Raw genomic sequence first — 19569 nt, 5'->3', positions numbered from 1 at the left:
GGAAAATAGAGCTAGTCATTTAGGATCAATTTTCAGCCTGCAGCATCCGGTGAGCCAGTAATGCCATTTCCAGACAGCGACGTGTGTCCGTGTCTGCTAAACTCCCCTCGACAATTTCATTAATTTTGTCCAGCCGATTATAAAGAGTTTGTCTGTGAATGTACAACATCCCGGCCGTATCGCGCTTGGAGCCGTGACTTTGAAAGTAGGCATCCAGCGTGTCCAGCAGCTGCATATGGTGCTCGCGATCATGCGCAATCAGTCCACCCAAGTGGTCCTGTACAAACTCTTGTAAAAAAGGAATGCTGGGTGCCGCCTTCAATAACTGATAGATTCCGATGCTGTCGTAAAACAGCCGATCCTTCATGGCCGGGACGCTTCGCGCGACTTCAATGACCTGATATGCCTCTTCAAAACTGCGGTCCGTCCCTGTCATACGATGCCTTACTTTACCAAAGCCTGCATGAATGCGCACCTTGTCAAGCTGTCCTGCGGCATAGTTCTGAATATATTGTACGGTATGGGCAAGCACTTTTTTCATTTGCGCCGCAGAACGCAATGTTAATTCCTCCCTGGCACAAAGGATATAGCATTGACTGCCCTTCATCATTAACAGATTGTGCAGCGTCTCTTTTTTCAGCAAAGAGCGAAGCAGCACCAGCACATCCTGATTGATGGATTCCTTGCGCACCTGACTGACATCCTTGTCCTGATGCTCCACCTCGATAATCCCTGCCCAAAATAAATACTGCCCCTTCGACAACAATCGCAGCCCCATCCGGGTTTGAGCCTGTTCTTCGCTGGGAAGCTGTCCGTTCAAAACATCCTGGATCAGTTCGTTCTGGTTACGTAATAATCGGTCTTCGAGAAACTGTGTCCTCAGCACCAATGTGGCGGCTGCCTTGGCTGTATAATCAAGCAGCAGCGACATTTCTTCCGTTGGGGGTTCACCGTGCAGCACCAATCCTACAGCAGAAAACACCTGACCAAAGCATACAACAGGCTGAAACAAGACGGCAGTGGAGTCATTCAGCTGAAACAGCAGATGCCCCTCGCGATCAGCTGTCATGCTGGATTCCACCTCGTTGGCATAAAAATCTGCAATGCGGTCCGCCGAATCCGGCTGGACGGAAGGTACGAACCGATTAGTGTCTATGGAGGACATGTAGATGATCTGCCGGGCGGTATAGTCGTGGAGTACTCGCAAGAGAGCGTTCATATCGGTGCTGCGCAGCGTTTCCTGCTGAAGCTGGCGTGAAAAACGCTCCAGATCTTTTAGCAGTTCATGATGGCGGTTAATAAGAAGGGAATGAATATCTTGCGTAATTTCCACAAAACGTACGGGCTGTTCAAATACGATGACCGGAAAATGGTGTTGTTTCGCCAGCTCCAGAATTTCCGGCGGGATCTCATGAATGCTTGTGCCCAGCTCCACACACAAACCCGCCGCTTCCGAGCGGATCAGCTGCTCCATATACTGGGATCGTTCCTCCCCCTTCCGGGTTAGCCACAGGCCAGTCGTCAAAATCAGGTCATGGCGGCTCACAAACGGGGAAACATTGGTGATCTCCAACACATGGACCCAACCAACCCGGCGGTTCGTGCCCTGCTCCCCCGCCGCCAACTTGGCCCGCCGGAAAACAGGACGTTCCAGCACATCCGCAATGGTAAATGTTTTTTTACCGCTCATCGGCATTCTCCTTATATATATGTCTTTGTGTCATATTATATGACATATATTCATCAAAAAGTCGAGCCTTCAAGTCAGATAATCCGACAAAATGTATGATGTCAAGGAACTTATCCCCCTGTAAACTGTACCTAATCTAACATGAATTGCATTTATCGGCTTGAGTCCATATAACTAATCGGCAGCCTGCACAAAAATGATAATGCAATTTTTGTAATATTTAATACCAGCAAACAGCAGTATAACAGCATAGCTGTCCTGAGTAACAATGATTTTCCGTTGGATAACTATTATGTTTAGGAGAGGTGAACGGAATGAACATCGGGGTTCCGAAAGAGATTAAAAACAATGAAAATCGTGTGGCTTTGACCCCTGCAGGTGCAGCTCAAATGCTTCAACACGGACATCACGTGTTTGTAGAGAGTCATGCAGGGATAGAAAGCGGATTTACCGATGGGGATTATGCCACTGCGGGTGCAACCATTGTGCAGCAAGCTGCCGATGTGTGGTCCCAGGCTGATCTGATCATTAAGGTGAAGGAGCCACTAGCCTCAGAATACGGATATTTTCGACAAGGATTGATTCTGTTCACCTATCTGCATCTGGCTGCCGAGCCAGCGCTGGCCCGGGCTTTAACGGACAACGGTGTAACCGCCATTTCCTATGAAACACTGGACGTCGAAGGAAGTCTTCCGCTGCTCACTCCGATGAGCGAGGTTGCAGGCCGAATGGCTGTACAAATCGGAGCGCAGCTGCTGGAAAAGCCAAAAGGCGGCAAAGGCATCCTGCTGGCAGGTGTACCGGGGGTCAAGCGCGGCAAAGTGACTATTATTGGTGGAGGGGTCGTCGGCACGAACGCAGCCAAGGTCGCCATCGGTCTTGGCGCAGATGTAACCCTGATCGACCTGAGCCTGCAACGGCTGCGCCAGCTGGATGATATTTTTGGCAACCAGCTCCATACGCTGGTGTCCACCCCTTCTAACATTGCCGAAGCCGTCGCACAAAGCGATTTGCTGATCGGGGCCGTCCTGATCACCGGTGCCAAGGCCCCGCGGCTTGTCACGGAGGCCGTGGTACAGACAATGCAGCCTGGTTCTGTGATCGTGGATGTCGCCATCGACCAAGGTGGTATTGTCGAAACGATTGACCACATCACGACACACGATCAGCCGACCTATGTGAAGCATGGCGTCATTCACTACGCGGTAGCGAACATGCCGGGGGCGGTACCGCAAACCTCGACGCTTGCCCTGACGAACGCCACGCTCCCCTACGCTCTCCAGCTCGCGGATCTGGGTGTACAGGAGGCGCTTCGCAAAAGCAAGCCGCTGCTTAGCGGCACCAATGTCCTGAACGGACATATCACCTACGAAGCAGTCGCCCGCGATCTGGGGTATCCTTACGTTCCGGTAGAACAGGCATGGCAGGCGAAAGCCTTGCACTAGAATAACTGCAGCTCAAAGAACCACACCTCCTTTTCCCTGAGGGACGAAGACGTGTGGTTCTTTTTCTGTTCACTGTATTTCATGTAGTCGCAGCATTAGACGTATTCAGACGATTTCTGACGAAAGGAATGTCTGCAGATGGCGGTAAATATCCGTGATCTCTTCCAACGACATACGCACCAGTCCACTGGACGAGGGTGCCACAAATTCATGCATCTCGGGGATAAGCGGTTCAGGCTGAAATCCCCAATTTACTTTGGATTTTTTACTGTACTCAGTGTATACACCTTTGCCGACAAAGCAAGCAACCTTCGGACGATATTCCTTTAGCTTCGCATGCAGCTCCAGACGTCCTTTGGCGTATTCCTCGCGCGTAATGTCCTCCACGCCCCTGGTAGGGCGGGAAACGATATTCGTAAAACCGTAGCCAAGCTTAAGCAGCTCCCGATCTTCCGATGGATCGTACAAGTGAGGCGTCAAGCCCGCCCCCTCCAGTATGCGCCAAAAACGGTTGCGCGGATTCGCATAATGGTGGCCTATTTCGCCTGATTTCAAGCTGGGATTAAAACCAATAAATACAACGGATAATCCATAATCCAAATGATCATCTACCTCACGCAGCTCTGTCTCCTGCTCTGACATGGGCCTCCCCTTCCCTAAACGATATCCAGCGGCTGCTTCCGCATTGGCGGAGGAAAAGCTTCGTCTATTCGTAGAAGCTGCTCAGGGGTAAGTCGGATATGGGCTGCCGCTGCATTTTCCCGTATGTGCAATTCCTGTACCGCTTTGGGAATTGCCCAGACATCGCCGTCCCGTATAACCCACGCGAGCGCGATTTGGGATGGAGTTACCCCGTGACTGGCTGCGATATCTACCATAACGGGATGCTCCAGCAGTCCCTGTCGCAGGCGTCCACCTTGGGCAATCGGGCAATAGGCCATTACAGGCACCCCGTGTGTACGGCTCCAATGGAGCAGATCGTATTCAATGCCTCGCGAAGCTGCATGATACAGCACCTGGTTAACTGTGCAGGCATCGCCTCCATTCAGACTCCATAGCTCCTCCATATCAGATTTGTCCAGATTGGACACTCCCCAGTTGCGGATTTTACCCTGCTCACGCAGCTTTTCCATGCCTTGTATCGTCTCTTCCAGCGGAATGTTCCCACGCCAATGCAACAGATACATGTCCATATACTCCGTTCCCATGCGGGTTAGGCTCGCTTCACATGCATGGATTAGCCCTTGGCGGTCTGCATGATGGGGGTAGGCCTTGCTGACCAGATACACGTCATCCCGGCGGCCCCGAATAGCCTCCCCGACGATCTCTTCCGCGCCACCCTCCGCGTACATTTCAGCCGTATCAATCAGCGTCATGCCCAACTCTAAACCAAGTTGAAGCGCACGTACCTCCTCTTGACGGAGCGAAGCCTTTTCACCCATATGCCATGTGCCCTGTCCAATGAGCGGCACTTCACGTCCGTCAGTCCATGCAAGTACACTTTTCTCTTGTTGGCTCATGTGCTTTCCCCCCTTTTATACCGATTCAGTGGCCTGATGCCGCAGGCTTGTCAAAGACATGGCTCTGCGTCCAATGCTCTCCACCATCCGAGGTGGTATACATCACAGGTGCCTGCTCCGAATCCGAGAAAATTGCCCAGCCTTCCTTGGCATTCGCCATCCCGATTTGCTGGCTGCCATAACCGTCAAAGCTTTGCTTGCCATTGTTCCACGTTTTGCCGCCGTCATTCGTCCAGCCGATCGTATTGGGCTTGTCACACGGTGCGCAGTAGCCGCCCATCAATGCGGTATTGCTGTTAACCGCATAGAGCATCCCCGGTGCCACCCCTTCATTTTTGGAATGATTGTCTTGCTGGCTAATACCGGGCGCGGGACCGCCGCCAGCCGTGGCATTCGCCAGTACAGCTCGCCAGCTTTGACCGCTATCGGCCGTATGCCAGAGCGAATACGAGGTCTGATTCATGCCTGTGCCCCCAATCAGCTCAATCCATGCGTTGCTCCGTTCCACCGAGCGGATAACGGCCCCGTTCAAAGGCTCTTCGGTCGTCCGTGTCATGACAGCGGTCCATTTTTGCCCTCCGTTAACGGTGTGTACAATCTGGAACGAGCGGTCTGTGGCCTGTGTTACCGCCCAGCCGTTTTGCCGATCATGAAAATAGGGCTGTCCCACCATATGATCAGGCACAGGAAGCGCTGACCAGCTTTGTCCGCCGTCCTTCGTATATTGGTTGCCGCTGAATCCTTCGTTGGATGATACAAAATGTAAAAAGCCTGCTGTTCCTTCCTTAGGTACTGTCCCTACAGCCTCCCAGCGTTTGCCGCCGTCGCGCGTTGCCAGCAGTGAGCCGCTATCTGCCATAGCAGCCCAGGCCTGTTGACCATTCAAGGCAAAAATCTGCTGCACCGTACCTTGGCCTTGATATTGCACCTTCCAAGCCGATCCGACTGAGCCGGATGGTCCCGCGTCTGTCCGGGCAATCCAGCCATTTCCGCCGATCCAGCCGGATTGACCGTCGATCAGACGCAGTGCAGTAATATTATCCATGCGGACCTTCGCTACATGACCGTCCGTAGATGCTTGTCCTCCTGTCCCCGAGGTGGTGGATGGAGATGTAGTATTGCTTCCATCAGAAGCAGTCTGCTGTTCCGGTGTATGTACTGCCACTCCTGAACCGTTCGCTTGTGCCGACGTTGAACCTTGCTGCTCATGCTGAGCCGCTTGGCCATCCGTTTTTTTCGATCCGTTTTGTGCACTCGTTTCACACCCCGCCGCCATGATGGCTACGGCGAGCAAAAGCAGCCAGGCCGATGTTTTTTTCTTCATTTTCGTTCATCCCCTTATGTTGTTGATATCCATGCTGATGCTGTGCGGGTATCGTAATCACAGCAGGGCATATTCTATGTATTACCCTGCTGTCTTCATTTCACTCTTACGGGCAAGATACGGAAATCAACTGTATGCAAATCATCATGGCAGATTTACGAGCCCAGAGCAACAAAGCCCCCTCTTTCAATAGCCCGGGCTCCTTCTTCGCTTTGCAGCCATTCGAGTAATCGCTGCATCGAAGGGCGTGGCTTCTCGCCTTCCCGTGTGACCACAAATAATTGAGCCGTGAATGGATATTGCCCCGAACGAATATGTTCTTTGTTCGGCTCCACTCCATCAATAGATAGAAATTTGACCTCTTGACGATTATGCATCACATTTGCAAAATAATAAAATGAATAGCCCAGCGCGTTGTGATCCTTGTTAAAATCTGCGACTGCATTAATCATCTCACCCATAATGCCAATTCGGAGTTCCCGGGGAGGTTCAGCCATCTCATGGCCTGCCATTACTTTCTTTTGCATATATGTCTGGCTTCCTGAATTTTCTTCCCGTTGATAAGCAATGATCGGCTGATCCTTTCCCCCCACTTCATACCAATTATGAATGTACCCAGCATATATGCGGCGAACCTGATCCGAAGAAAGTCCGTTAACCGGATTGCTTAGATGAACGAGAAAAATAAATGCATCGCGCCCAATTGGAGTGAGCTTCAGCTGCACACCCCTGCTTTTGGCGAGACGCAGCTCTGCATCGGATGGCCCGGCTACCAGAATCAGATCCGCCTTCTTTTCAATCAAATTTACATACGCCTGATGCGTCGTATTGAATTTCAGCTCGTGCGCCGCACGCGCCCTGCTCATTCCGGTCAATTCATGCAGCATATCCTGCGCAAACGGGATAGCCGCTGTAGCTCCGTCAACGACTGGAAAATCCCTCTCCGCAATGTATGGACGTTGAGGAAGCATCAGTGTAATCGTCAGGACAATGACGAGTGCAGCGGATATCGCGGCAACAACCCATTGCCATTTATGATCCACCTTACCATCCCTGCCTGTCACCGCTGGATAACGATCTACCCCGACGCCTACCACCATGCCGGCTATCGGCAGCAGTGCAGTCAACAAAAACCAGATTTCACTATGCTGTGTATACGGCTGTAATACCTCCAGCACTGGCTCCGCCCAAGCGTGATAAAGTGAAAATAGCTCCCACGAGCCTCCCCATACCTCGGCAGGTTGACCACCAGATCCCTGTAGCCCCACAATCCATAGCCACAGCCCGCACAATAATGACAACAGCCCGGTCAGCATTAGTGGAAGCTTACGCATACTGGAAAAACGCGCACTCAAGGCACCGTAAGCTGCAAAAATTAGACCGACAATCCAGGCATACAGCACTATCATTACAATCACTGCTGTATCTGTCACACCTGCATGCCTCAGCAGAAACTGCACATTGGATGCCACAGCTATACTCCAAATTACATTAAACATGACTGAAAACAATCCAAACATAAACGTACCGCCCAGCCATGGCAAAAACCATACTGTCCGCATAGAAGCGCCTTTCTCCGTATCAGCTATAACTCCCTTTGGATCAGACATGTACATCCCCCTATACCTTTTATATGAAATAAGACTGTAAACAATTGCTTCTTCATTGTACAATTATGGTAAAGATTAGTATACGAGGAGATGGTAAAATGTCCTTAACTGATCATCAGGATCACACCTCCGATGTAACCTTGCTCCGAAAAACACACGATGATCTATGGTGCTCCTTACAGCATATTCCGAACGACGAGGCACTCAAGCTGCTTCACAGCTTTGCAACACAGGTAGCGTTCTATCATGAAAAAAAGGACAAGGAGGCAGAATGGAAAAGCTACTTCAAAACCCCCTTGCCCTATATAGCCATCGCCGTCGGTATTTCACTGCCAACTGCCATGTGGCTTCTGATTTTGTTCTTACCCTAATGCGTATGGGAAAAAGGCCTTCCCTGGAGGAAAGGCCTTTCTGGTTTGAATCTTTTTTATATCGCTCTGGCATGGATCAAAAAACGGTGCTGCTTCACGTCCTAATATCCATCACGTTGGATGTCCAAATACAGACCATACAGCTGTTCTATATATTTCTGTGGCTGAAAGTCTGCAATCTGCCATTCAATTGCTTTTAAATAATAGACGAGCGCGCCGATATCGTAAAATCGCTGTATCGGAAACTGTTCCTGCTGGTCCACGATTTCGAAGCCGTTGCTTTTCAGACCTGCAAGCGCTTGAGAAAGGGTCCAGTCCGCATACTCGTAATCTGGCGCTCCCAAGCGTTCGTTAATACCCGCACAATCCAGGCCCCCCACCTGTTGGGTCAAGAACGTCCCGCCTGGACGCAAAATACGGCGCACTTCCGCTGGCGAAAATGACTCATGCTTATTCAGCACAAGATCGAACCCGGCATCGTCAAACGGAAGGAAGTCGTCGTCATCAATAGCGATGACACGTACACCCAGCGGCTCCAGCCGTTTTTTAGCAATTGGAACATTCGGTGCATACGCCTCTGTCGCACATACAAGCTCTGGAAAAGGGCGTAAACGGGACAATTGCTCTCCCCCACCTGTCCCCATATCCAGCATCGCCTTCGATGTATGGATAAATGTCATAGCCTTGCTGACATAAGACCATTCCAAAGGCTCGCTTGCGACCCGGCCTGTATCCGAGATAAGTGAGAAGTCCCATCCGAGAAAGGACTCTTCATGATGCTTTAATAGCTGTAGAAACTCACGATCTTCTATATATTTCATAGCTTGCTGCTCCTCCACAATTGGCCTGTACGTAATTAATCTGTACATTACAGAACTCTTCTCTCTTTAATGTTCTACCTTATATCTCTCTATGCCTTTATTTACGTTAGTCCAAATGTGGGAGAGCTTTTGTACTTCTCTGTCTCGCTTAAGAAGCTGTTGGCAGAAACTTAGCAAGCTCCGGTGTGATGTCTTTTGGAGTTAATAAGTAATAAACCGTATGAAAGCCGGAACCGCTGATGGACTTGATTTTGACTTGGAACAGATAAGTGCCTTTCTCCACTTGTGGATCATAGCTATAATTATTGCGGTTATCCAGCACAGTATTCCAAAGTTTGGGATCTTCAATTGTGGTGACTTTATACTTCTGCTGCAATATCCTGAATAAATTCGCCGCTTCAATATACTTGCCAGGCTGATACGGCTCCTTCTCTTGAGAAACCATTGGAATAGCTCGAACCGATATCATGTCTTTCGACGTGATCATCACCTTGTCGGCATATCCTTTGCGTTCCAGCCAAGCATTCAGCTTGTGGAAGGATAAGCGCCAATTATAGTAGACGCTGCGAGTCCACTCTGGTTCTTCTGCTAAAACAGATGAAGGTTTGTTCAGAATTTCAATATTCCCCAACGCGTAAGAGCCTGCCTGCATTTCACTATAGCTCATGTCCAAAACTTCTTCTTTCAGCACAGCTTCAAATTCACGAATATCTTCCGGATCAGTCAGAACAACTCGCCGTTCATTATCATCTGCCGATTGAATGCTGATCGTCTCTGCTTTACCGTACAGCTTATCAAGTGAGTAGCTTACTGTTTTATACGGCTCAGACAGCATCACTTTCGCCAGCGCTGCCCGGAAAGGCTGCTCAGGAAATGTATAACTGCGAGTCATAATGGTACCATCATCCAAACGATAGGCAATGGATATCCTTTGTTGAGGCTCTTTATTGGACCCGGACGTCTCTCCAGCTGAATGTGCTCTCACAAGCTCACGCTGTAAATTTAGCACAGCGGCGATAAAAGCTTTATCCTGCGAAAAGTAAAGATTTTTCTGTGCTGATCCCCCGTCCAAATACAAATTTGGCCCAGCATAGACTTGCTCGACTGAATGCGCGGTTGGAATCCGTTCCTCGTAGCCTATCCAGCTAGATGTGGGGATGTACATTGCCAGTCCCAAAACCGCACCGTATGCGACCAGTTCCAGCAAAGCACGAATACGTACAATTTGCCACGTCTTGCGGATGACCATCTCCACAGCAATATAGCCCAAAATAGCTCCAAGCACATACCCGAAGATCGACCAGTCTCTCCCCTGGCCTCCTGTGCCATAAAAATATTCTCCTACCAGCAGTATGGCGCATAACATAACTCCTGCCTTAAAAATGGGTTGGAAGAAGGTAAAGGCCATGGCCTGCGTTGCCTTCTCTGCGAGCCGTTTGCGATATAACACATAGCTCAAAATTACAAACAGCAAGGAAACACCAACATAAATAAGCAGCTCCACATATGAAAATGCGCTACTCGACAAATCCGTAATGCGGGTGAACGGTGATAAACTATACCAAATATTATTGTTGCTACGCAACCCCACGCCATTACTACTTTGAACAATAGTTCCAATAATCTGAGAGTAACCATATAGATTGTGACCCAGAAAACGACTAATCATGGAGTACAAAAAAAAGGGCAACAGCAGCAAAGCATACACTACAACGGATTGCAACAGCGATTGTCCTACACAGATACCTACAAACACGGTAAAAGCAAACAGGAAAATCGTAAGAACCGATACAACCAAAGCCCATGATCCAATATCATTGATATGGAAAATAAAAGGCAGCTCAACCGACATGTTTACCAGGGCCGTTACTCCAGCAGTCAGCCATACGGGTACAATCAAAAGGATCAGGCCGCTAATTAAATGTGCCGTTAACAGATGCTCTCTGCGTAAGGGCAGGCTGTGATATAAATCCGAGGAGCCCTGACGCTGAATAAAACGAAGCAGCATCACACCTGCCAGCACAGGTACGGTCAAGAAAATGATACTTTGCATTCCATCGCCTGAGTTTGTACTATCGAACAGGCTTCTCAAAACCGTGGGCACTTGCTCGTTTCCAGTACTCATAAATAACGGCAGTGGCACCGTAAACAGTAATCCCGCCAAGTACAACAGACCGATCCAGCCATGCTGTCTCAGGCTTTGGCGAATCACGCCGCCGCTACAGAAGAATCGGTTGGATGTCATAACCCGCATCCTCCATTTCATAAATAAAAATTTCCTCCAGCGTCAACGACAGCAAATCGAACACATGCGGCTCATACGCCTGAATCGTTTCTGCAATCTGCTCCCGTTCCCCACGGATAATCAGCAGCAGGACACTGCCTCTCCGCTCCTTATGTACAACCGAAAGTTGCTTACATACGCCTTCCTCATGCGCACTTTCACGAAAAGCAACCTGCACCTTATGCGTATCGGACTTGAGGTCATCGACTTCCTTTTCCAGCAGCATACGTCCCTGATGCATAATACCGACGTGATCACACATATCTTCGATCTCACGCAAATTATGGGATGAAATTACAACGGTCAGCTCGCGCGCAGCGGTTTCCTGGAATAGCAGATTTTTGATCATCCGTCGCATCACGGGGTCAAGTCCATCAATCGGCTCATCCAAAATCAACAGTTCAGGCATACAGCTCAAGGCAAGTAAAAATGCGGCCTGACGCTTCATTCCTTTGGAAAAACGATGCAGTTTGCGTTTGGGGTCCAGCTTGAAAATATCCGTAAGCTGTATGTATCGCTCCTCACTCCAGCTTGGATAAATGGAACGATAAAAACGGGCCATCTGTTGAATCGTCGCTTGCGGAAAAAAATAGGGTGTGTCCGGCATAAACAGAATGCGCTGCTTGACTTCGGGCTGCTCATATACGGCTTGCCCCCCGATCAGTACCTTCCCTGTATCCGGTCGATAGATTCCGGCAATCATTTTGAGCAGTGTTGTTTTACCCGCCCCATTCGAGCCCAGCAATCCAAAAATGGAGCCCTTTTTCACCGTGAGGGCGAGTTGATCCACTGCCTTTTCCTCTGCAAATGTCTTTGTGACTTCCCTTAATTCAATCAAGGGACATCCCCCTTTCCTTCGATTGCATAGCTTCTACGTATATGGCGTCCACTTCCAGCTGCGTAAAACCGAAATGGACGGCTTCGATCATCTGCTTTAACAATGCTGCCCGAATCTCATCCCGCTTCATTTGCTGCGGCTGCTGCCGGGCAGGTGTGACAAAGCTGCCCTTGCCCTGGACGGAATAGATATATCCTTCGCGTTCCAGCTCACGATACGCCTTCTGAATCGTATTCGGATTCACTGTAAGCTGAGCGGACAGTGCCCGCACGGAAGGCAATTGCTCATCCGGCTGAAGTGATCCGTACACGATCATTTCCTTCACTCTGTCCATTAGCTGTTCGTAGATCGGCTTGCGGCTGCGGATATCCAGCTCGAACATGGACTTCCTCCTTTCAAGACTTGGTCCGATTTATATTATTTCAAACCGTACTAACTGTACTATAATTAATAGTACAGTTAGTACGGTTTGTCAATCATTTGTTTGGCCATTTATTACAAAAAATAGCCGTGATGCATGATGCATCACGGCTATTTCTTTTAGGAAATTCTTCGATTCATAAGACTCTCCGTGCCTCAACTTCGCCAGCTTCCTCCTCTTCCGGCAGCCTAAGATCCAGCTGGAACCGGAACGTCGAGCCCTTGGCCTCTTCACTATCCACACCAATGGAACCGCCCATCAGGCTAACCAGGTTTTTGCAGATGGACAGCCCCAGACCCGTACCTCCATATTTCCGGTTCAGTGCCGGATGGAGCTGGGAAAAGGGCTGAAATCACGACACCAATGAAGCCGAATTTTGAAAAAATAAGGGTATTTTCTTTAATTTCCGTCAGCTCAAATCGACAATAATAAACTTCAAACTTGATCCATATCAAATTGTTAAATCTATTAACAATAAAAGGGCATTTTCAGGTCCTCATGGCCATGAAAACATCCTTTTATCGTTGGATAGTTATCGTTGTGTAGCCTCACGGGTCAATATCATGCATACATGCAGTGAGCGCTAATGCGATTGTACCAAGCCGCTATGCCTTGCTGGGCTGCACCTCTTCACGTTCCTTGCCTTTGTCCGATTCGCCCGCATTTTTGTTTGCCGCCTCCCGGTCCAGCTGCATTTCCTCAACCGTTTTGACCTTAAGCCTTGCTGCTCCCTCATAAGGACGAGTGGGGATCAGATCGCCCGCAGCCAGACGTTGACGTGCCTCGGCAATCGCTGCCTCATACTGTGGAAGCCACGCTTCCTGCGCTACCAGCATTTCGTCGACCATCTGCCAAATTTCTTTCGGGTTACAAACCGCACCCACCAACGGGTCCATCATAAACGCCTGACGCAGCAGCTTGTCATCCCCATGCACAGCCGCTTTGACAGCCAAACGCTGGACGGAAATACTTACATTGCAGACGGCCGCAGGACCAAGCGGAAGCTCGCCAACATACGGCATGGAAATGCCGTTCCGATCCACATATCCGGGTGCTTCAATGATCGCATCGTCTGGCAGATTGGAGATTACTCCGTTATTAACGACATTAAAATGCCCTCGGTATACACGTCCAGTTTCTAACCCTTCAATAATATATGAGCCGTGCTCCTCACCACGATTCTCCGCTTTGTACTCCATTGGGTCTTCTTTCATCCAGTTGGGGAAATCCGTCTCGAACCAGTTGCGTCCTTCCGTACATACGCGCAGATAGCCTCCTGTTTCTCCATTGATCCAGCTGCCCAGATCAATCCAGTCGAGAATTTCATCCGGACGCTTCCGGTACCAGGGAACATATTCACTTAAATGACCGTTAGATTCTGTGCTGTAGAAGCCAAAACGGCGAAGCATGTCGATCCGTACCTTTTCGGTGCGGCTATATTCGGGATGCTTTTCAAAAGCCTCCAGCAGTCCTGCCGTCAGATCCTTGCTTTGATGGGATGCCTGGATGTACCATGTCTGGTGATTGATTCCGGCACACACAATGTCCACATCCTGCTTCTCCAGACCATACACCTCGGCAATTTGGTGATGTCCGTGCTGGACGCCATGACATAGACCAATCGTACGCACACCGCTGTACTTGTTGCAGGCCCACGTAATCATCGCCATCGGGTTCGAGTAGTTCAGCAGCAGCACATCCGGTGCACTTAGCTCGCGGATGTCCTTGCAAATGTCCAGCATTTCAGCGATCCCCCGCTGCCCGTACATAATGCCTCCCGCACACAGCGTATCTCCTACGCATTGGTCCACGCCGTATTTCAACGGATATCCACATCGGTCGCAAAGCCTTCCAGACCGCCAACCCGGATCGTACAAATGACGTATTTGGCATCCTTTAAGGCTACCCTTCGATCCGTAGAGGACTGTATTTGTATGGACAAACCGTTCTCCCGGATATCCCGCTGGCACAGCTCAGTGACCATGTCCAGATTGTGCTGACTTATGTCCGTAAAAGCCACTTCGATCTCATTAAATTCCGGCACCGATAACAAATCTCGCAAAATGCCACGTGTAAAACCAATGCTTCCCGCTCCAATAAAAGCTACTTTAAATGACACGGCAATCAACCTCCGGGATTAGAATTGTAATATACCGTCATTGTAGCAATATGCCTGTGGAAAGCGTTATCAAAATCATGACCAGATTCGTATATAGGTGTCAAAAATTCTAACTTTCATATCGACAGGAGCTACTTACCTTCTTCTAATTTCCACTTTCCTCGTCCGCATAGTTCCATACATGCCGTTCCACAGCAGAACGGTATTCGACTGGCGTCTTACCTGTATGCTTTTTGAACAGCATATGAAAATACTGCCTGCTGCCGACACCTACGTAATCGGCAATTTCCTGAATGGGAATGTCCGTTTGCTGAAGCAGCATCCGGGCCTTGTCCATTCGCAGCATGGTCAAATAAGCGGTGAGTGTTTGTCCGGTGTGTTTTTTGAAAATACGGTGCAAATATCCTGGATGCAGATTCACGGCGGCTGCCATATCCTTGACCACAATATCCCGGTCATAGTTGAGATGGAGAAATTCAATGCAGCGTTTGATATACATATCCGTTTGCTGCGTGTTGCTGCGCTCTGCCTCTGCCCGCAGACGCGCAATTCGCACCAGCAATTGCATAAAAAGCAGCTCCGCCATTGCACCCGGATGTTCTTTTCGTTGATCCAGCTCCAGCACGAGACTTTTCAGCGTAAAATATACCTCTTCCGGGTCCGACAACACCAGATACGGGAATGGACGCGACATGAAGGCTGTGATCTCCTGCTCCTCCGCTGCCATTTGTCGGATGGACGGTCCTACACTCATCCCCTCCGTAAAACCAAACTCCACATTCAGCATCCGACAAGATTGTTCTCCCTCCACCACCAGCCGATGCGGTACGCCTGCGTCCAGCATAATAAACTCTCCTTTACGCAGCGTAATGCTTGCGTCGGCCTTCTCTCCCGTTTGCACATCCACCCGACACAGGCCGGAAATCATGTACATAATTTCAGTCGAACGATGATCGTGGTACGGCATCGTATAGTCGCGCCACTGCTTGTAATAGTAAGCAAAGAAACGGGGAATATAATCCCCGTCCCGCAAACGCAGCTCAAACAGACTTCCGTTCATCCCCGCACCTCCGCAAAATAGATAAGGCTAACACGGTAACGTATCTGCAACCGTTCTATTTTCACAGTTTAACAGACCTGGTCGTGTTATTCTATTTTGCTCCACCAGACGATCTAAAATCCGGTGGAATACGCCGGGCCGTTCCCGTTAGAATAGCCGCTTCAATCACAGACTTCCTCACCTCGGTAACAACCTGTTCATTGAAAATGCTCGGAATAATGTACTGCTCGTTTAATTCCCGTTCACTTACGACGGAGGCAATGGCACGGGCGGCGGCTAATTTCATCGGCTCGTTGATGTGGCGCGCCCGGCAATCGAGCGCTCCTCTGAATATCCCCGGAAACACAAGTACATTGTTGATCTGGTTAGGATAGTCGCTTCGCCCCGTTGCAAATACACGAACATGCGGAATGGCTTCTTCGGGAGCAATTTCCGGTTGCGGATTAGCCATCGCAAAAACAATGCTGTTCGCCGCCATACGCTGTACATCCGCGGCATTCAGCAGATTGGCTCGCGACACGCCGATGAACACATCCGCGTCCCGAATAACCTCCTTTAATGTGCCCGGCTGTGACTCTACTTGAGGCTGGTCTGCCAGCCACTGCCACATCGGATGGGGATAAGTCCCACCTTGTATGATGGCTCCATCCCGGTCTACCGGAACAAGACGGCTTACTCCTGCGGCGAGCAGCATTTTGCATATCGACACGCCTGCAGCTCCTATACCGTTCACAACGACCCGAACATTTTCGATCCGCTTGCCAACTACTTTCAGTGCATTCAGCAGCCCGGCAATCACAACCACCGCCGTCCCATGCTGATCATCGTGGAAGACAGGAATATCTAATTCTTCTGCCAGGCGGGTTTCGATCTCGAAACAACGTGGAGAACTGATATCCTCTAAATTAATTCCTCCGAAAATTGGGCTGATCGCCTTAATCGTACGAATGATTTCCTCCGTATCCTTCGTGTCCAGACAAATGGGGAATGCATCGACTCCCGCCAGCTGCTTGAACAGCATCGCTTTGCCTTCCATCACGGGTGCAGCCGCATGTGGGCCGATATCGCCAAGCCCAAGCACAGCGGTGCCATCGGTAACTACCGCGACGGTATTTCGCTTGATGGTCAGGGAGTACGCTTTTTTCGGATTTTCATGAATGGACGTACAGACCCGGGCCACTCCCGGCGTATATACCCGCGACAGATCATCCCGATTTTTAATCGGCAAATTGGGCTGGACTGATATTTTCCCTCCCAGGTGCGCGAGAAACGTGCGGTCAGAAACGTTAATGAGTTGAATGCCTGCTAACGACTTGAGTGATTCGATTAGCGATGCCTCTGCTATTTCAGCGACGTGAACAGTGATGTCACGAACAGACGAATCCTGTCCGGGACGAATAACATCAATGGAAGTAATGTCTCCCCCGGCACGGCTGATGGCTGATGCGACCTCACCAAAGTTTACTTTAGAGTGAACGAGCTCCAATCGAAGAATCAGACTATTAAAGGCCATGTACATCCGCTCCTATTCTATTCATAGCACATGTGCGGTCCAAGGACAGACACGTGTATTGAAGCATTATCCAGTTCCCTTGCTGTTACATGGTATCGCCTTCATAAAAGCGTTGGGAAGCTTTTGTCCATATTGTTACTTATGGTCATTTTGTTCACGCAGCAGCTCATACCGATTAACGGGACGACCGACCCCGCCGTAATGCACAACAAGGCGCACGATCCCTCTTTTCTCCAGATAATCCAGGTATCTTCTTGCCGTTACACGGGCAATCCCTACTCCCTCCGCGGTATCTTCAGCAGATAGCTTGCCGCCATGCTGCTCCATGACCGCAAGCACCTGCTTCAGGGTAGCTGCATTCAAGCCCTTTGGCAGCTCATCGTAAGACAACGCCCATTCCTCATATACAGGAGCAGGCACTACCGCTGCCTTGGCAGCTTCTCTATTTTGCATAATGAGGTCCAGCTCTTCCTGGGTTCCTACTTCTTCCGCCCATAATCCAGCCTGCTGTACCCGGTAACGCTCCAGTGTATGATGGATACGCTCTACCTTGAACGGCTTAATGATATAATCGAACGCTCCGTTTCGCATCATTTCGCGGATCGTTTCCGTATCCTTTGCAGCCGTCACGACAACTACGTCTACAGGCAATGCCATGGAACGGATACGCTGCAAAGTCGCTATCCCGTTGAGCGATGGCATGAACACGTCCAGAAAAATCAGATCAGGCTTTAGCTCCTCAATCAGCTCTAACCCGCGAAGCCCATTGGAAGCCAGACCTACGACCTTAAATCCGTCAACCTGTTCAATAAAAAGCCGATTCACCTCTTGTACCATCGGGTCATCCTCGACCAGCAGCACACGAAACAGTGATTTAATCTGTTTGCTCATTGCCTCTCCCTCTCTCCTTCAACGGAAATAGAATCTCGATCGAAGTTCCCAAGCCAAGTGAAGATTCGCATGTCAGGCGGCCGTTCCCCTTGGTGACAATCCCGCTCAGTAAATGAAGCCCCATGCCGCGGCTCTCTCCGTCCTTGGTCGTGAATCCGCGTTCGAGCATTCGTATTTTCGTCGTTTCCGACATTCCACAGCCATTATCCTCGACTAATATGGACATATATTCGTCATCCTGCTGGATGCTGACATAAATTTCTTTGGAGCCGACTTCTGTATCCGCCAGTGCATCAAAGGCATTTTCGATCAAATTTCCGAGTAACAGCACAAAATCATGTCGGTCAATCAGCCGGGGAAATTGATTCATTCTGCTGTCAGGATCAATCCTAATATCAATGCCAAGCTCTTTACCACGGCTAATTTTACCCAATAGCAGACCTGCAACTCCGTCATCGTCGAAATGCCGTTGAAGGAAGCGTGTAATCTCCTCCTGTTGCTCGGTCACCTCAAACAGATAGCTCAAAGCCTCGTTCTGCTGCCCAAGCTGAAGCAAGCCGGCGACGGTATGCATTTTGTTCATATGCTCATGATTTTGTGCACGAAGCGCATGAACAAACTCTTTGACACCTGTGAGCTCCTCGGCCATTCTCGTCACCTCGGTCTTATCCTGAAATATGGAGATTGCCCCCATCGTAACTCCCTGTTCGCGAATGGGAATGCGGTTGCTCCAAATAATGGTTCCGCCAATTTTTAGCTCCTGGCTCAGAATCGCGACACCCGCATCCAGCACCTCCGGCAAACGGGTATCCGGGATGACCTCACGGATCGGCAAGCCGACTACATCACGGTGTACGTGGAAGATTTGCTTGGCTCGTTCGTTGAAAATGGTAATCATGCAGTTGCGGTCAATGGCAATGACACCCTCATGCATCGCCTGAAAGGCCGCGCTTCGCTCGCGAAACATTCTCGCAATCTCCTGAGGCTCGAGGTTGAACATCTGAAGCTTAATATGACGGGCCAGCAATGCGGAGCCAATCACACCAAACATCAGCGACAGCAACGAAGTGATGAGAATGGATTGCTTCTCCTGACGGATAATCTCTGTCACGCCTGGCAGCAGGCCGCCCGCGACGACGACGCCCACCTGCTCTGAGGAAGCATTCATAATCGGCACAAAGGAACGCAGGCCAATGCCCGCTTCACTGCGCACTTTGGAGACATACGTATGTTCAGCAAATGCAGCATCATCATCCCGAGCCTCAAACGTTCCGCCGATTCGCTCCGATAGCGGATGAGACAACCGTTTGCGGTTCATATCGAGCACGACGATATAAGCCGCATCGTTTAATATCCGAATTTTGTCCGCCATAGGTGCAATTACGGCAGAAGCATTCGGGTCGTTGATTCTATTCACTACGTCCGGCAGGTTCGCAACCGTCTGGGCCGTAATCGTAAGCCGCTGTTTGAGTTCTTCTTCCTTAAGCCGGGTGGCGCTGCCAAACAGAAAAAGACCGCCGATCAAAAGAGAAAAAAGAACGACTCCAAATGAAAGTATCATAATTTTCCAATATATGCGAAGTCTGTTCATCCTCTTCACCTTCCCTTTAAACCGTTTACCTTTGAATATCATTGTGGAATAATGGGTCTAAAATAGCAACA

At 49.8% G+C, this 19569-nt stretch carries 15 protein-coding genes and 2 pseudogenes; 2 read left to right on the top strand and 15 right to left on the bottom strand.

The window, feature by feature from the left end:
• Nucleotides 1-25 precede the first annotated feature (25 nt).
• Nucleotides 26-1690 (bottom strand): PucR family transcriptional regulator, encoded by a 1665-nt coding sequence (locus GCU48_RS15985; RefSeq protein WP_152380658.1) that lies wholly within the window; start codon nucleotides 1688-1690, stop codon nucleotides 26-28.
• 314 nt (nucleotides 1691-2004) lie between these two features.
• Here GCU48_RS15985 and ald point away from each other — a divergent pair, with 314 nt between their 5' ends.
• Nucleotides 2005-3135: an alanine dehydrogenase gene (gene ald, locus GCU48_RS15980; RefSeq protein WP_152380657.1), complete on the top strand. Its 1131-nt coding sequence runs from the start codon at nucleotides 2005-2007 to the stop codon at nucleotides 3133-3135.
• 105 nt (nucleotides 3136-3240) lie between these two features.
• Here the strand turns inward: ald and GCU48_RS15975 are convergent, their stop codons facing one another.
• The 4 genes from GCU48_RS15975 to GCU48_RS15960 form a co-directional block, all read right to left on the bottom strand.
• A complete protein-coding gene (locus GCU48_RS15975; RefSeq protein ID WP_152380656.1) occupies nucleotides 3241-3777 on the bottom strand; it encodes a mismatch-specific DNA-glycosylase in 537 nt (178 codons plus the stop codon).
• A 14-nt stretch (nucleotides 3778-3791) separates the two neighbouring features.
• Nucleotides 3792-4655, bottom strand: a complete 864-nt coding sequence (locus GCU48_RS15970) for an aldo/keto reductase (protein ID WP_152380655.1) — start codon at nucleotides 4653-4655, stop codon at nucleotides 3792-3794.
• A 25-nt stretch (nucleotides 4656-4680) separates the two neighbouring features.
• The gene (locus tag GCU48_RS15965; RefSeq protein WP_152380654.1) at nucleotides 4681-5979 is read right to left on the bottom strand and encodes a beta propeller repeat protein; all 1299 of its coding nucleotides are present in this window, start codon (nucleotides 5977-5979) and stop codon (nucleotides 4681-4683) included.
• 155 nt (nucleotides 5980-6134) lie between these two features.
• The gene (locus GCU48_RS15960) at nucleotides 6135-7589 is read right to left on the bottom strand and encodes a PstS family phosphate ABC transporter substrate-binding protein (RefSeq protein ID WP_152380653.1); all 1455 of its coding nucleotides are present in this window, start codon (nucleotides 7587-7589) and stop codon (nucleotides 6135-6137) included.
• A gap of 98 nt (nucleotides 7590-7687) precedes the next feature.
• On the opposite strand from GCU48_RS15960, the gene GCU48_RS15955 reads away from it, so the two are divergent.
• The gene (locus GCU48_RS15955) at nucleotides 7688-7960 is read left to right on the top strand and encodes a hypothetical protein (protein ID WP_025721261.1); all 273 of its coding nucleotides are present in this window, start codon (nucleotides 7688-7690) and stop codon (nucleotides 7958-7960) included.
• A 101-nt stretch (nucleotides 7961-8061) separates the two neighbouring features.
• Here GCU48_RS15955 and GCU48_RS15950 read toward each other — a convergent pair whose 3' ends face one another.
• From GCU48_RS15950 to GCU48_RS15905, 10 genes and pseudogenes are all read right to left on the bottom strand, one after another.
• Nucleotides 8062-8781, bottom strand: a complete 720-nt coding sequence (locus tag GCU48_RS15950) for a class I SAM-dependent methyltransferase (protein ID WP_152380652.1) — start codon at nucleotides 8779-8781, stop codon at nucleotides 8062-8064.
• A 148-nt stretch (nucleotides 8782-8929) separates the two neighbouring features.
• On the bottom strand, nucleotides 8930-11026 hold the full coding sequence (locus tag GCU48_RS15945) for an ABC transporter permease subunit (RefSeq protein ID WP_152380651.1): 2097 nt from the start codon (nucleotides 11024-11026) through the stop codon (nucleotides 8930-8932).
• Nucleotides 11001-11903, bottom strand: coding sequence for an ABC transporter ATP-binding protein (locus tag GCU48_RS15940; protein WP_152380650.1), 903 nt, complete (start codon nucleotides 11901-11903; stop codon nucleotides 11001-11003). The genes GCU48_RS15945 and GCU48_RS15940 overlap by 26 nt, the downstream gene beginning before the upstream one ends.
• The gene (locus tag GCU48_RS15935) at nucleotides 11896-12285 is read right to left on the bottom strand and encodes a GntR family transcriptional regulator (protein WP_152380649.1); all 390 of its coding nucleotides are present in this window, start codon (nucleotides 12283-12285) and stop codon (nucleotides 11896-11898) included. Before GCU48_RS15935 ends, GCU48_RS15940 begins: the two co-directional genes overlap by 8 nt.
• Nucleotides 12286-12460: 175 nt before the next feature.
• A pseudogene (locus tag GCU48_RS15930) lies at nucleotides 12461-12676 on the bottom strand (ATP-binding protein); the annotation flags it as partial.
• 253 nt (nucleotides 12677-12929) lie between these two features.
• A pseudogene (gene melA / locus GCU48_RS15925) lies at nucleotides 12930-14443 on the bottom strand (alpha-galactosidase).
• Between the two features lie 145 nt (nucleotides 14444-14588).
• Nucleotides 14589-15503 carry an AraC family transcriptional regulator gene (locus GCU48_RS15920; RefSeq protein WP_152380648.1) on the bottom strand — a complete coding sequence of 305 codons (915 nt, stop codon included), beginning with the start codon at nucleotides 15501-15503 and terminating at the stop codon, nucleotides 14589-14591.
• Nucleotides 15504-15594: 91 nt separating this feature from the next.
• Complete coding sequence (locus GCU48_RS15915) at nucleotides 15595-17016, bottom strand: NAD-dependent malic enzyme (protein ID WP_152380647.1); 1422 nt, start codon at nucleotides 17014-17016, stop codon at nucleotides 15595-15597.
• Between the two features lie 135 nt (nucleotides 17017-17151).
• Nucleotides 17152-17907 carry a response regulator gene (locus tag GCU48_RS15910; RefSeq protein ID WP_152380646.1) on the bottom strand — a complete coding sequence of 252 codons (756 nt, stop codon included), beginning with the start codon at nucleotides 17905-17907 and terminating at the stop codon, nucleotides 17152-17154.
• The gene (locus GCU48_RS15905) at nucleotides 17891-19498 is read right to left on the bottom strand and encodes an ATP-binding protein (protein WP_152380645.1); all 1608 of its coding nucleotides are present in this window, start codon (nucleotides 19496-19498) and stop codon (nucleotides 17891-17893) included. Before GCU48_RS15905 ends, GCU48_RS15910 begins: the two co-directional genes overlap by 17 nt.
• Nucleotides 19499-19569 lie beyond the last annotated feature (71 nt).

It is taken from the genome of Paenibacillus brasilensis, from assembly GCF_009363115.1.
Taxonomy (GTDB): domain Bacteria; phylum Bacillota; class Bacilli; order Paenibacillales; family Paenibacillaceae; genus Paenibacillus; species Paenibacillus brasilensis.
The sequence above is the reverse complement of the archived record's forward strand: the minus strand, read 5'-3'. Positions and strand labels throughout refer to the sequence as shown.

Excerpts from the sequence above, each read along its gene's own strand:
- GCU48_RS15985 (WP_152380658.1), bottom strand. The coding sequence starts at position 1,690 with ATGAGCGGTAAAAAAACATTTACCATTGCGGATGTGCTGGAACGTCCT.
- ald (WP_152380657.1), top strand. The coding sequence starts at position 2,005 with ATGAACATCGGGGTTCCGAAAGAGATTAAAAACAATGAAAATCGTGTG.
- GCU48_RS15975 (WP_152380656.1), bottom strand. The coding sequence starts at position 3,777 with ATGTCAGAGCAGGAGACAGAGCTGCGTGAGGTAGATGATCATTTGGAT.
- GCU48_RS15970 (WP_152380655.1), bottom strand. The coding sequence starts at position 4,655 with ATGAGCCAACAAGAGAAAAGTGTACTTGCATGGACTGACGGACGTGAA.
- GCU48_RS15965 (WP_152380654.1), bottom strand. The coding sequence starts at position 5,979 with ATGAAGAAAAAAACATCGGCCTGGCTGCTTTTGCTCGCCGTAGCCATC.
- GCU48_RS15960 (WP_152380653.1), bottom strand. The coding sequence starts at position 7,589 with ATGTCTGATCCAAAGGGAGTTATAGCTGATACGGAGAAAGGCGCTTCT.
- GCU48_RS15955 (WP_025721261.1), top strand. The coding sequence starts at position 7,688 with ATGTCCTTAACTGATCATCAGGATCACACCTCCGATGTAACCTTGCTC.
- GCU48_RS15950 (WP_152380652.1), bottom strand. The coding sequence starts at position 8,781 with ATGAAATATATAGAAGATCGTGAGTTTCTACAGCTATTAAAGCATCAT.
- GCU48_RS15945 (WP_152380651.1), bottom strand. The coding sequence starts at position 11,026 with ATGACATCCAACCGATTCTTCTGTAGCGGCGGCGTGATTCGCCAAAGC.
- GCU48_RS15935 (WP_152380649.1), bottom strand. The coding sequence starts at position 12,285 with ATGTTCGAGCTGGATATCCGCAGCCGCAAGCCGATCTACGAACAGCTA.
- GCU48_RS15920 (WP_152380648.1), bottom strand. The coding sequence starts at position 15,503 with ATGAACGGAAGTCTGTTTGAGCTGCGTTTGCGGGACGGGGATTATATT.
- GCU48_RS15915 (WP_152380647.1), bottom strand. The coding sequence starts at position 17,016 with ATGGCCTTTAATAGTCTGATTCTTCGATTGGAGCTCGTTCACTCTAAA.
- GCU48_RS15910 (WP_152380646.1), bottom strand. The coding sequence starts at position 17,907 with ATGAGCAAACAGATTAAATCACTGTTTCGTGTGCTGCTGGTCGAGGAT.
- GCU48_RS15905 (WP_152380645.1), bottom strand. The coding sequence starts at position 19,498 with ATGAACAGACTTCGCATATATTGGAAAATTATGATACTTTCATTTGGA.